The sequence below is a fragment of the Streptosporangium longisporum genome (assembly GCF_039534895.1).
GTDB lineage: Bacteria > Actinomycetota > Actinomycetes > Streptosporangiales > Streptosporangiaceae > Streptosporangium > Streptosporangium longisporum.
The window spans coordinates 543,816-556,787 of sequence record NZ_BAAAWD010000007.1 but is presented as its reverse complement, the minus strand read 5'-3'; the positions used below and the strand labels follow the sequence as shown (position 1 = coordinate 556,787).

Here is a 12,972-nt window from a genome sequence, read left to right as displayed (position 1 = left end):
CTCTCGGCGCCTCCCCGGACGCCTGCAGCCTGTTCCTCACCAGGCCGTCCGCGACGAGACGGCTCACCCGGGCGACGCGGGACGCGTCCGGCGGCGTCCGGGGGACAAACGACGCCGGACGCCGCTCTCACGACCCCGTGGACCAGCGGACGACACGGACGGCAGCGCGATACGGCGGCAGAGGATCAAAATACTTTCAACTTTTGATATCACTCTATGTGTCATCAATTTCACTATAAGTGAAAATGGGTAGTTTGACGGTGTGACGGACACGATCGACACCAGCGGCTCGACGAGGCTGTCGAGCCGTGCGTGCGGCCACTCCCACTGCGAGCGCCATGCCACCTGCATCGGCACCGGACCGTTCCGGGAGTACCACGGGCCGCCGGAGCAGATCCGTCCCGACGAGGAGACCTCCGAGCGGGAGGGCCGTCTGGCGGCCGCCGAACGGAAGGCCACCGACCAGACCGCGTTCGCGACGTACGCCCTGAGCCTGCAGCAGAAGGAACGGCGGCGCGCCGAGAGCCTGGCCACGACCAACCAGAGGTTGCGGGACACCCACCGCGTCCTGGAGCAGGAGCTGGCCACCTCGCGCGAGGAGGCCGTGGCCGCGAGGATCCGCGCCCACCAGCTCGACTACCAGGCGGTCGCGCTGCGCGAGCGGTACGTCAGTGAACTGCGCCAGTTCCACCAGGAGGCCACCGAACAGGCGCGGGCCCTGCGCGCCGAGCTGACCATCGCCAGAAGGGAGATCGACGACCTGCGCGTCGCCCTGCTGGAGGTCCGCGAGCAGACTCGGGCCGCGAGCGGGCGGACCGGGGTCGCGGACGAGCCGGCCTGGACCATGGACGAGCCGGCCTGGACCGTGAACGAGCCGCCACGGGTCACGAAAGAGCGGGCCACGCGGAAGCGGGTCACGAAGGAGCGGTTCCCAGGGACGCGGATCGCTCGGACGCGGGTCCCGGTCGCGCGCGGCAGATCCGGCGTGGCCGCATCACCCCGTGGGCGTCATCGTAAAAGCGCGCCGAGGCACAGGGCACGCGGGCGCGGGCTCTGGCCGGTGTCACGCCCGGCCGGGTTGTCCTGGATGAGGACACGTCCGGCGGGCGTCCTCGATGCGATGCTGACATCGATCGTGATCTGGCTGGCCCGCATCCGGTAGCCGGACCCGGTCACGGCACCGTCCCGGGAAGAACCGCTCCGGCTCACGTCATCGCCGAGGAGACGACGTCCCGCCGTACCGGGCGAGGTGCCCGACCAGGAGGCGCGCCAGCCCTTCCGGGTCCTCCCGGTGCGGGTCGTGCCCGGTGGGCAGGGACACCGCCCGCACCAGCGGCGTCTCCCGCACGGCCGCCTCCAGCTCGCGCTCCACCCACGCGCAGTACGCGTTCCAGGCGGGCACGAGACGGTCGGGGAACACCCCCGCGAAGGCCCGCGCGTCACCGCTGACGACGAGCAGCGGGCAGCGGGCCGCGCGATAGGCGGCGAACCGGTCGAGGGCGTCGATCTCCCGCATGACCTGGAGGAACGACTCCGGGAGCCCCTGTCCCATCTCCTCCAGAAAGGCCGTCATCTCCCGGCACGCGCGCGCCGCGGCCACCTCGTCCAGGCCGGGGAACTGTCCGGGTCGCGTGGGATTGCCGTGACCGTCGAGGTTGACCGCGAGCGGGCACTCCGGATGGTCCCCGGCCCACAGCGCGGCGACCATGCCTCCCAGGGAGTGGCCGACGACCACGGGCCGGTGAAGCCCGAACTCCTCCGCGACCGCGGCCACGTCCGCCGCCACGTCCCGCCACGACCACGGCGCCGCGCCCGACTCGCCGTGGCCGCGCAGGTCCATGGCCACCGGCCGGAATCCGGCACCCAGGAGGAGCGTCGCGAAGGCGTCCCAGTCCTCGCGCGTCCGCCCGCCGCCGTGCAGGAGGAGCACGTCCTGGCCGTGCCCGCCGTGGTCCTCCGCCGTGATCCGCACATCGCCGGCCACGACCTTCCTGATCACGCCCATGTCGTCCGTCGCCTTCCGCCCGCCCTTGTCGTACGCCGCTCTTCGTAGCAGCCGGACGCGTCGGTCGCCACGGCTTTTCCCGCCGGACGGTGACGACCCCCGGGGGGCGTCGTGACCGTCACCCGTAGGCGGCGAGGAACGTGTCCACGGCCGCGTCCGCGATGCGGTCGAGCGTCTCGGCGGGCGGGACCGCGTCCGTCCCGGCGAACATGGCCCGGTTCATCGGCTGGTACATGACGAGCCCCGCGAACTGGTAGGCGGCCAGCGTCGGGTCGTCGACGCCGCGCAGCAGGCCGCGGTCGGCGAGGTGGCGCATCGCCTCGCCCAGGACCACCAGGGAGCGGTCGAAACCACGGTCGAACCAGGCCTTCCCGACCTCGGGAAAGCGTTCGGACTCGGCGATCACGAGTCGGCGCAGCCTCAGGACCTCCGGCCGCAGCAGGTTGCCGAGGAAACCGTCCGCGAGGTTGCGAAGGGCCCGGCGCACGTCCTGCGGCGGGGTGTCCCGCAGCGTGGCGGCGATGCCGGACAGCCCGTCGGCCACGTCGGTCGTCGTGTCCATGATGGTCTCGGCGAACAACTGCCGCTTGTCGGCGAAGTGCTTGTAGAGGGTCTGCTTGGACACCGACGCGCGGGCGGCCACCTCGTCCGTGGTCGCGCCCAGATAGCCGTGCTGCAGGAACACCTCGGTGGCCGCCTGGATGATCGCCTTCCGCCTGCGTTCGAACCGGTCGGTCTGCGCGGTGGCACTCGGCCGAGGATCCACGGGTTCTCCTGACGATTTCCTGCGAGCAGTACTGTACAGTACCGTTCGAACAGGTGTACGGTTACGCCCTGCCCGGGTGACAGTACGGAACAGTACCGTTCCGTGGCCTCATCCGGCCGAGACAAGGGACCACCACATGCGCAAGGTGTACGCGGGGCTGTTCAGCTCGATCGACGGTGTCGTCGAGGCGCCCGACAAGTGGCAGCCCGCCTTCGACGCGGAGATGGGCGCGGCGCTGAACCGCATGCTTGACGGTCAGGACACCGTGCTGATGGGCCGGGTGACGTTCACCGACTGGGCTCGGTACTGGCCGACGTCGACCGACGAGCCCTTCGCGAGCTGGATCAACGGCACGCGGAAGTACGTCTTCTCCTCCACCCTGGACTCCGTCGACCACTGGGGGAACAGCACCCTGGTCAAGGGCTCGCTGACCGACTTCATCACCGGCCTGCGCCGCCAGGAGGGTGGGACGATCGGTGTCGCCGGCAGCGTGTCGCTGGTCCGGTCGCTGATCGCGGAGGGGCTGCTGGACGAGCTCACCCTGGTGACCAGCCCGGTCGTCGCGGGCCGCGGCCTGAAGCGCCTGTTCCCCGAGGACACTCCGACGACCCCGTTCGAACTGCTCTCCTCGGAGTCGACCAGCACCGGCACGGTGATCGCCACCTACCGGCCGATCCGCTGACCGGCCGGATCCGGCACCCGCGAGACCCGGCTCCAGCACCCCTCGCGACTCCCGCGTGCCCGGAAGACCCAGGCGCGCTTCACCGAGCACGTCCAGGTGAAAGGGCACACGTGCTCTGACGGCTTGTACCGGGAACCCGATGTCTCCTCTCCCTATCTTCGAACGCGGCGCCGAAAGCGGCGTTCGTTCGAGATGAGAAGGATCCGCCATGCCCACCGACATCGATCCCGGCAAGGGACCGCACGCGACGCGAGGGAACAGGACGACGCGCAGAGCACTCCACCTCTCCCTGCTGGCCGGTCTCGCGACCTCCGCGATCGTCACCACCCCCTCCACCGGCCACGCCGCCACCGGCGCCGAGGTACGGGTCAACCAGAACACCATCAGCCACATCGCCGGAGCGGGAGAGGCCAACCGCGTCCGCTTCTCCAGGAGCGGCACCAAGATCATGGTGCAGGACGCGGTGCCCATCACCCCGGGAGACGGCTGCGACGAGGTGAACGCCACCACGGTGAGCTGCACCTCGAACGGCGTCGGAGCGATCGTCGCGCTGCTCGGCGACGGCAGCGACTCCATCGTGATCGACATCCCCATGTCGAGCTACGTCGACGGCGGCCCCGGCTCCGACGCCTACTATGGGGGTACGGCCCCGACCACGAGCCAGGTCTTCTACCTGGGCGGGGAGGGCAGCGACTGGGTCAGCTACCAGCTCACCGCACAGCCCGCGAGAGTGACCCTGGACTCCCGCAACAACGACGGCCGGATCGGCCTCGACCAGGACAACATCCAGCCCAGCGTGGAGAACGTGATCCTGAACCAGGCCGTCACGACCCAGGGGATCCCGCCCGCACCGGCCGGATGAAAACAACGTCCCGCTTCAGCCGGTGGTCGATCGCCGGTTCGATCAGGACGACGTTCGCGGGGCCCGCGGGACGGTGACCTTGGGAGAAGGGACGGCCGGCCCGGGAGAAGGACAGTCCGGCCTGGTCAGAGCGTGGTAGGACACGGCAGCGGCGAGCAGTCCCAGGCCCCACACGGTGTAGCCGAACATCTCCAGGGACACCTTCCAGACCGGGGCTTGGGCCAGGTTGCCCTTGCCGAGGAACCATGCCGTCATCCCGGCCACGCCAAAGTAGCCGGCCATGCTCGCGCCGACGAACAGGGCGGGTCCGAGCACGAGCCATCGCGGCACGTCGCGTCCTGCCAGCGGCGCCACCCAGCGTGGCCAGATCCTGCCGAACCGGTGGACCAACGCCAGCGGCAGAAGGGTGCCGGCCAGGATCAGCAGGACGATGAAGACCCCGAAGGAGAAGCCGAGCGCGAACGGCAGCGGCTTGCCCTCCGTGATGAACTCGATCACCAGCACGCTCACACGGGCCGCGCAGCCGGCGATGGCGGCGTAGGCGGCCAGACAGGCCCACCGCGGTGCGGGATCGGTACGCCGCTCCGGCGAACGGCCGTGGACCCGGGCGCAGTGGGGGCAGGCCCGCCGGACCCTGCGCTGCTCGGCGACGGCACACGCCAGCGTCAGCGCTCCCGCCGTCATCCCGGCAGCGCGGGTCAGCAGGCTCCCCCAGTGGTCGGCCTGGCCGAACAGCATGGTGGCGAGGCTGATGGCGAGCATGTACGAATAGGCGATCAGCCCGGCCCCGGCCACCCACGCCAATACCACCAGTGTCCACCGCACGGGTGCCGCCCGGTGGTGCCCGATCCCGGTGGCGATCACCGAGCACACCGCGGCGGCCGTGAAGGCGAGCGTCACCGCCACCCACCGGCCGGGCGAGAACACCTCCTCGGGAGGAGCCCAGGGCGCCCCCGGGTTCGCCAGCCACCACACGTGGGCCGCACCGTAGACCGAACACCAGATCGCCGCCACGCACGGCAGTCCGCGCCCTCCGCTCACCATCTCGGCTCTCATCCGGCCCCCTCGACCCGCGACACGATGATCCGGTGAAGCCTCCTACAGCAGGCCTGTGACCTCGCTGAGAGACGCTGAGAATCCCCTCAACCGTGGACCGCTCATCGATGCCGCTTCCTGCCGGACGGCGCCGTTCACCTCACCACCCACCCCACATGAGAGGGTTTTTCGACCGTCATGGGCCAAAAAGTCCAAGAAGAGGGCGGTCCGGCCTCGCCGAACCGCAGGGGGCCGCAACGGCGGCGAGCGCCGTCGTCACGAGCGCGAGGGGGATGTCATGCCCGAGGTGGAACTCTCGGCGGGAACCATCGACTACCAGGACACCGGCGGCGACGGCCCGGTGGTCGTCCTGCTGCACGGCGTCGCGATGGACGGTTCGCTGTGGCGTCACGTCGTCGCCGGGCTCCGGGACGACTACCGCTGCGTCGTCCCCGTCCTCCCGCTCGGCGGGCACCGGCGTCCGATGCGCCCGGACGCCGACCTGTCGATCCTCGGTGTGGCCCGGCTGGTGGACGAGTTCCTCCAGCACCCCGCCGAAGGCCGAGCTGCTCGCCTGGTCCGAGGCGCTCCGCACTTTCGACCGCCCCGTCCTCGTCGCCTGGGCCGCCGAGGACCGCGTGATGCCCCTCTCCCACGCCCACCGCCTGACCGAGCTGCTCCCGCAGGCCAGGCTCGTCGAGATCGCCGACAGCTACACCCTCGTTCCCGAGGACCAGCCCGCCGTCCTCACCGCCCATCTGCGGGACTTCCTCCCAGGCCGGCCGTGAGACGGTGCGGGCACTCATCGCCGTCGGCCTCACGCGCCAGGCCGACGGCGATGAAGCCGGTACCACCGGAAGGCGTGACGGAGCCGTCAGGCGACGCGGGAGGCCGGTGCGCTCCAGGTGTTGCAGGCGGACGGGGAGGCCGCGGCGAAACCACGCTGCAGCCAGGCGGCCCGGTTCCTGCCCGTTCCATGGCTGCGTTTGGTGTTGACCTTCTCGTCACCGCTGAGCCGATAGTGGTCCACGACCTCCTTCCAGTCCTCGCTCCGGTAGTTCTGCGAGGACCAGACGCTGGACATGAACACCGCTCCCAGGCAGTCGGCCTGTAGCTCCAGGCGGCGGCTCTGGGCCAGCGCCTGCGACTCGGTGTCGGCCGGCATGACCTCGTAAGCGCCCCATATGCCGGTGAGGTTCTGCACGTGGTGGGCGTACTCGTGCGCGATCAGGTGCAACATCACCGGATCGGCCGGCGCTTTGACGGCATAGTCGCCGATCATGATGACCAACTGCCGCTCATCGGTGCAGTAGCGGCCGGTGTGATACCTGCCCCATTCCGATCCACACGCGGTGCCGGGCTTGGTCATGAACTGGATGCCCGGCTTCCTGAACATCACGCCGATCTTCTTCAGTTGCTTGGACCACGAGGCGTTCAAACAGCCCGATATCGCCGTCAGGTGCTTCTTCGCGGCGGCGACACTGCCGGCGCCCTTGGGGTGCCGGTCGCAGGGCAGCGTCAGCTTGCCACTGCGATACAGCGGATTGTGGGTCAGCGCCTTGGTGCCCGTGGGGACCGGCGCACCGATGACAGCACCGGTGGTGGCGCCGGTGGTGGCGCCGGCGTGGGCGGTGCCGGTGAGCAGCAGGCCGACCAGCACCCCGAGCGACAGGGTGATATGGGGGGTACGCATGGAGCAGAACAGTACAGAAGGAGCATGAACGCCAAGCGCTGACACCGGTATCGATACCGCTGCGCGACGATCTCTCTACGGCCGGTCCCGGCACGCCATGACGAGCCCGCACCGACGGCGCCGGAAGCCGGTACGCGACCACCTGCCCGTGAAGGTCACGTCGACAACCGTCAGGGACGCGAACCACGTCACCCCGTCCGAGTTTCGCACCCACGCAAAAAATAGTGTGCGCTTAGTTCACATTTGTAAAGAAATAGTCTACGTTTCATGAGTGTGACGCGGCACGCAGCCGATCGGGTTACCGAGCGCAGTCTTTTCGCTCCGATCCGATGTGACCCGCGCGTCCCACCGAAGAACCCCCGGCCGGAGGTGCCGGTGGGCACCGATCTCGGAGGAAACATGGGCAGTGCCGACCTGGCTGACCTGGCCGACCTCACCGACCTCACCGACCGCGCCACCTCGACGAGGGGCGACCACGGTGACCGTGCCGACCGCGCCGAGCGCGCCGCCGGAACGGGTGGCGGCGGCCGGGCCGATCGCGGTACGGGAGCGGCCGGCGGCAACCGGGCCGACCGCGTCACCGCGCCGATCGGCGGTAACCCCGCGGCCCTGGCGGCCACCGTCGGGCACGCCGCCCTGGCGGCCGGGGGTGAGCTCGCCGTCGCCGTCGCGAACGACCGGACCGCGACGATCGCCGAGGAACAGCGCGCCGTCGACCACGCGTACGACTGCCTGGAGTGGCGGCGGCTGGACACAGGGCGGGTGCGGAGCGCGCGCACCCTGGAGGATCCCGACAGCGGCCTCCCCTTCGTCCCGGACCTCCCCCCGGAGTTCGGGGCGTCCGACGACCTCGACGGGCAGCCGCTCGTGTTCCTGCGCGTCGACGTCGCCGACGACCCCGACGGGCGGGAGACGTGGCGTATCGGGCGCCGTTCGGTCCGCGACACCGAGGGCGACCTGGTAGTGATCAGCTGGACCTCCGAGCAGGCGGTCCGGTGGATGAAGGCGCGCGCCTCCCGTCCCGGCGAGATCCGGCTTCGCCGCAGGCTGCGCATGCACGGGCGCACGGTGACCGACTACCTCGACGACATCCGGCCCCGAGTCGCGAACCGCAGGACGCAGGAACCGCTTCCCGGCGACTCCGTCCTTCCGTCCTCCCAGGCACCGCAAGCCGTCGAGCCGCCCGGCGAGGACGCCGATGCCTTCCTCCTCGCCGACCTCGACCGGGGACGCGACGGGATCATGCGCGACATCGTGGAGACCATCCAGCGCGACCAGCTGGAACTGGTCTCCGACGGGCGGCCCGGGGTGCTGGTCGTCCAGGGCGGTCCGGGAACCGGCAAGACCGCGGTCGGCCTGCACCGCGTCGTCTGGCTGCTGGACCCGACGAACCGGGGTCTCACCCCCGACGACGTCCTCGTCATCGGACCGCACCGGGGATTCCTGCGCTACGTCGGCCAGGTCCTGCCGAGGCTGGGCAGCCGTGGGGTGGCGACCGTGGAGGTGTCGCGGCTCTGGGACGGCGAGGTCCGCGGTGAGGACACGCCGCAGGCGCATCTGGTCAAGTCGGACGAGCGGATGGCCGAGGTCCTGCACCGCGTCGTCGAGAGCGGCATCCGTCCCGAGGCGCTGGCCTCCCACATCAGTGACGACGTCTTCAGCACTCCGTACAGGGGCACCGCGCTGACGCTTCCCGCCGCGGAGATCGAGGCGCTCGCCGTCGGCGCGCGCGACTCCAGCGGCCCCTATCTGGTCCGGCGCCGCAAGTTCGTCGACATGTTCGTCGACCGCCTGCTGACCAGGTACGCCAAGGCCTCGCCCGGTCAGCGATCGGACGCCGCCCTGCGGTCCGGCATCGAGAAGCACGGCCGGGTGGCCTCCCTGATCAACGCCATCTGGCCCGCGCTGAACGCCGAGACCATCCTGCGCAGGACGCTGAACGACGCGGAGGTGCTCCGGACGGCCGCCTCGGGCCTGCTGACCGCCGAGGAGCGGGAGGCCGTCACGCGGCCTCGCGTCGCCCGCGCCTCCGAGGAGCCCTGGACGCTCGACGACCTGGTCTGCCTCGAGGAGCTGCGCCACCTGCTGTCGGGCGACGAGCCTCGCCGCTACCGCCACATCGTGGTGGACGAGGCTCAGGACCTCACGCCCATGCAGGCGCGTTCCATCGCGCGCCGCTGCCCCGGTGGCTCCATGACCGTGCTCGGCGACCTCGCCCAGACCACGGGCGCCCGGCAGTACGACGTGTGGGAGCGGCTCGCCGGGATCCTGAGCGGGCACGACGGCTGGCACCTGGCCGAGCTCACCAAGGGGTACCGGGTGCCCGACGAGGTCATGCGGTTCGCGGAACCTCTGGCCAGGTCGGTGTCCCTGTCGACCGCCGTTCCCCGGTCGGTGCGCGGGATCGACGAGACCTCGCTGAGGATCACGCGGGTGGAACAGGACCGGCTGGTGGACGAGGCCGTCGCGCGGGCCCTCGACCTCGCCACCGCCGGCCTGGAGCGGTCGCGGTCGGTCGCGGTGATCGTCCCCGACGACACCGCGCTGCTGGAGGAGCTGGAGCGGAGGATCACGGAGGTACAGGGAGCCGTTCCGGCGAACGACGTCCCGCCGGTGAGCGTGCTGCCCGCGACCCTGGCCAGGGGCCTGGAGTTCGACCATGTCGTGGTGGTCGAACCGGCGGCCATCGCCGCCCAGGGGCCCGCCGGGCCGCGCCGGCTGTACGTGGCGATCACCCGGTGTACCCAGTCGCTCAGCGTGGTGCACGCGGCACCGCTCCCGGCCGTACTGGGCGGCCCGGCCGTCGAGGTGCGGAGCACCCCGGACGGCACGACCGGGACGATGCCGGAGGTCGCGGTCTCGAACATCGTGATCCCCGACATCGCGGTCTCCGAGGTCACGGTTTCGGAGGTCACGGTCGCCGAGGTCTCGGGAGAAGACCCCACGTCGACGCTCACTGTGACGGACCGGCCGGTCACCCCGACCCTCACGATGCCGGAGGAGCCTCTCTCCATCATCGGCACGTCCGGCACGCTCGGCCCGTCGTCACAGGAGATCACGAACGTGGACGCCGGAACGTCGGCCCAGGACGACGGCTTCCAGGACTTCGTCTCCTCCCTGGAGGAACGCGTTCGCGCCGACAGGCGGTGCCACGTCCACGAGCAGTTGCGACACATGCTCATCGCCGAGCTGCACGGAGCCCGGCTCGCCCCCTCGCAGTCCCCTTTCGCCGACATCACCTGCGAGGGACCGGAAGGTTCGGTCCTGTACGAGGTGCTGGGAGAGGGCGGGCACGCCTACGGGCGCATGCGCGAGGCCGTACTCCGCATCATGGAGGTCGAGCACGTCACCGGGGCACGCGCGGAGCACCTGTTCCTGGTGCTCCCCCAGGCCCCCGAGCACGCCTGGGCTCCGGCGATGCTGGCCACGGCGTTCGACATCACGACGATCTGGCGGGATGGTACGAGCTGGGCCGGGAACGGCCTCACCGTCGCCCTCGGCCGGACCTCCACGGCCGGGTCGGCTCCCGGGTGAACTGAGTCAACGGATAGGCTGCCAGAGCCTCCCTTGGGAAGCCTCGACACCTGTCCACCTGGCGTACCTCGTGACCGCGGTTTCCCGCTGTGAGGCCGCCACCGTCCTGTCCCCTGACCGGAGACATAATGCCTCCTGCCGACCCGACCGTGTCCGTCACCCTGGCAGAGATAGCCAGGATCGCCGGTGTCGGGCGTGCGGCCGTCAGCAACTGGCGCCGCCGCCACGACAGTTTTCCCGCGCCCGTCGGCGGCACGGACACCAGCCCGCATTTCGCCCTGTCACAGGTGGAGGAGTGGCTGCGACAGAAGGGGAAGCTCGACGAGGTCGGCAGCCGGGAACGGTTGTGGCCGGAATTCGAGGCGCTCGGGGATCGTGACGCGATGGGAACGGCGATCGCCGTGACCGGTGCCCGCCTCCTTCTGACGGAGGCGGGGCATCCGCCGGACGCGGAAGGCCCGGCAAATCCGCCGAGTGCCGAAGAGGCCGCGGGGCTTTCGGACGACGCCGGCCTGTCCGACGCCCAGCGCTCCCTGGTGGACCGCGCGGTCGGTCTGGCGAGGAAGCACGGGGCGCGGGACACCTTCGACTTCCTGCTCGGCCGCTGGCTCGACACGCACGTCCGGCAGATCGGCGTCACTCCGGCCCCGCTGGCGGCTCTGATGGCCGAGATCGCCGAACTGTCGTACGAGGGCGAGTCCCGTGAGGTCGGCACGGTACTCGACCCGGCGTGCGGCACCGGTGGCCTGCTGCTCGCCGCCACCCAAAGGTGGGCGAGTATCACGGAGGGGGCCGCGCAGAGCATCGCGAAGAAGGCGGGAAAGGGCACCGCGCGAGCGCACGCCTCGCGCTCACCGCTGAAACTGCTCGGCCAGGACGCCGACCCGACCCAGGCCGCGCTGGCCGCCGTGCGCCTTCTGCTCGCCCGGCACCGGCCGGGGTTCGAGACCGCGTGGGAGGTGAACGTCCGGGCCGGGAACACGCTGCGCGCCGATCCCCATCCCGACGTCCGCGCCGACGTGGTGTTGTGCAATCCGCCGTTCAACGAGCGCGACTGGGGATACGAGGAACTCGCCACCGACGTCCGCTGGACGTACGGCCTGCCTCCCCGTACCGAACCGGAGCTCGCCTGGACACAGCACGCGCTGAGCCGCCTGGCGCCCGGCGGGACCGCCGTACTGCTGATGCCGCCCGGTGTGGCCTCCCGCAGGGCGGGGCGCCGGATCCGGGCCGGGCTGCTCCGTAGCGGCGTACTGCGCGCGGTGGTCGCCCTGCCACCGGGATCCGCGCCCCCGCACAGCGTCGCGCTGCACCTGTGGGTCTTGCGCGCACCGGCCGGAGGCGGAACGGATGCGGGAGCCGGGGTTCTCCTGGTCGACGCGGCCGACGTCCAGTCCGAGCCGCCGACGGTGACGCACAGGACGGGCCGGGCGGCGATCGACTGGTCCCTCCTGCACCGGCGCGTGATATCGGCCATCGGGTCGGGCGACGAGGACGACAGGGACGACGAGGGCAGGGAGCGGGCGGCCGACCACGCCGTGCTCCCGGTGATCGACCTGCTGGACGACGAGGTGGACCTCACCCCCGCACGTCACGTTCCGAAAAGGGGGACCTCCGCGAATCAGGGTCTGCGGCGTTCGTGGGGGCGGTTCGGCACCCTGCTCGACGAACTGCGGGATCTGACCAAGACCCTGTCCGTGCTGGAGCCGAGCGAGGAGGAGCCAGCCGATCAGGGCACGGTGACCGTGGGCGACCTGCTCCGGGCGGGCGCGGTGACGTTGCGGGGCGGGCAGCAACCGGCGGACGGGACGGTGCGCACCGGCGACGCTCCCGACGACGCTGTGTCCGTGCTGACCGTCACCGACGTGCTGGCCGGAGGCAGGCCGTCCGGCTGGCTCCCTGTGGACGAGGTCTCTGCGGGAGAGGGGGCGGGCACCCTCACCGTGACCGTTCCCGGGGAGGTGGTCGTCGTCGGGGCCTATCGGGCCTTCGGTGCCTGGGTCGACACCGACGCCCCCACGGTGCTGGGTCCGCAGCTGTTCGCCCTCCGGGTGGATCCCACCCTGCTCGACCCGTGGTTCCTGTCCGGCTGCCTGCGGGCCCCGGCCAACGCCAGGCAGGCGGGGACCCACGCCTCGACCTCCTCCCGCATCGACATCCGCAGGCTGCAGGTGCTGCGGCTTCCCCTCCAGGAGCAGCACCGCTACGGCGAGGCCTTCCGGCAGCTCACAGTTTTCGAGCGGTCGCTGCGAGAGGCCGGGACGGTCGGCGGGAAGCTGGTCGACGGGCTGACCGACGGCCTGGCCGCCGGGAGGATGCCCCGCGACCGGCCGTGAGCAGACGCCTGAAACGGCGACGGAACGAGTCCCTGACCACCTTCCGACAGCATGATCGT

At 71.0% G+C, this 12,972-nt stretch carries 11 protein-coding genes; 6 read left to right on the top strand and 5 right to left on the bottom strand.

What is annotated here, in order from left to right; translation table 11 throughout:
* The first annotated feature begins 262 nt into the window (after window positions 1-262).
* Window positions 263-1,162: a hypothetical protein gene (locus ABD832_RS15410; protein WP_344894827.1), complete on the top strand. Its 900-nt coding sequence runs from the start codon at window positions 263-265 to the stop codon at window positions 1,160-1,162.
* Between the two features lie 48 nt (window positions 1,163-1,210).
* Here the strand turns inward: ABD832_RS15410 and ABD832_RS15405 are convergent, their stop codons facing one another.
* Both ABD832_RS15405 and ABD832_RS15400 read right to left on the bottom strand, forming a co-directional pair.
* Window positions 1,211-2,005: an alpha/beta fold hydrolase gene (locus ABD832_RS15405; RefSeq protein ID WP_344894824.1), complete on the bottom strand. Its 795-nt coding sequence runs from the start codon at window positions 2,003-2,005 to the stop codon at window positions 1,211-1,213.
* A 118-nt stretch (window positions 2,006-2,123) separates the two neighbouring features.
* Window positions 2,124-2,771, bottom strand: a complete 648-nt coding sequence (locus ABD832_RS15400) for a TetR/AcrR family transcriptional regulator (protein ID WP_344894822.1) — start codon at window positions 2,769-2,771, stop codon at window positions 2,124-2,126.
* 136 nt (window positions 2,772-2,907) lie between these two features.
* On the opposite strand from ABD832_RS15400, the gene ABD832_RS15395 reads away from it, so the two are divergent.
* Window positions 2,908-3,453 carry a dihydrofolate reductase family protein gene (locus ABD832_RS15395; protein WP_344894819.1) on the top strand — a complete coding sequence of 182 codons (546 nt, stop codon included), beginning with the start codon at window positions 2,908-2,910 and terminating at the stop codon, window positions 3,451-3,453.
* A gap of 208 nt (window positions 3,454-3,661) precedes the next feature.
* Window positions 3,662-4,315, top strand: a complete 654-nt coding sequence (locus tag ABD832_RS15390; protein WP_344894816.1) for a hypothetical protein — start codon at window positions 3,662-3,664, stop codon at window positions 4,313-4,315.
* A 42-nt stretch (window positions 4,316-4,357) separates the two neighbouring features.
* Here ABD832_RS15390 and ABD832_RS15385 read toward each other — a convergent pair whose 3' ends face one another.
* Together ABD832_RS15385 and ABD832_RS15380 are read right to left on the bottom strand one after the other, a co-directional pair.
* Window positions 4,358-5,371: a hypothetical protein gene (locus ABD832_RS15385; RefSeq protein WP_344894813.1), complete on the bottom strand. Its 1,014-nt coding sequence runs from the start codon at window positions 5,369-5,371 to the stop codon at window positions 4,358-4,360.
* Window positions 5,372-5,546: 175 nt separating this feature from the next.
* Window positions 5,547-5,900, bottom strand: a complete 354-nt coding sequence (locus ABD832_RS15380) for a hypothetical protein (RefSeq protein ID WP_344894811.1) — start codon at window positions 5,898-5,900, stop codon at window positions 5,547-5,549.
* A gap of 91 nt (window positions 5,901-5,991) precedes the next feature.
* On the opposite strand from ABD832_RS15380, the gene ABD832_RS15375 reads away from it, so the two are divergent.
* A complete protein-coding gene (locus ABD832_RS15375) occupies window positions 5,992-6,138 on the top strand; it encodes an alpha/beta fold hydrolase (protein ID WP_344894808.1) in 147 nt (48 codons plus the stop codon).
* A gap of 86 nt (window positions 6,139-6,224) precedes the next feature.
* Here the strand turns inward: ABD832_RS15375 and ABD832_RS15370 are convergent, their stop codons facing one another.
* The gene (locus ABD832_RS15370) at window positions 6,225-7,043 is read right to left on the bottom strand and encodes a neutral zinc metallopeptidase (RefSeq protein WP_344894806.1); all 819 of its coding nucleotides are present in this window, start codon (window positions 7,041-7,043) and stop codon (window positions 6,225-6,227) included.
* A 399-nt stretch (window positions 7,044-7,442) separates the two neighbouring features.
* Between ABD832_RS15370 and ABD832_RS15365 the strand changes: the two genes are divergently transcribed.
* Complete coding sequence (locus ABD832_RS15365; RefSeq protein WP_344894804.1) at window positions 7,443-10,577, top strand: HelD family protein; 3,135 nt, start codon at window positions 7,443-7,445, stop codon at window positions 10,575-10,577.
* A gap of 149 nt (window positions 10,578-10,726) precedes the next feature.
* Window positions 10,727-12,913, top strand: coding sequence for an N-6 DNA methylase (locus tag ABD832_RS15360; protein ID WP_344894801.1), 2,187 nt, complete (start codon window positions 10,727-10,729; stop codon window positions 12,911-12,913).
* The last annotated feature ends 59 nt before the right edge of the window (window positions 12,914-12,972 follow it).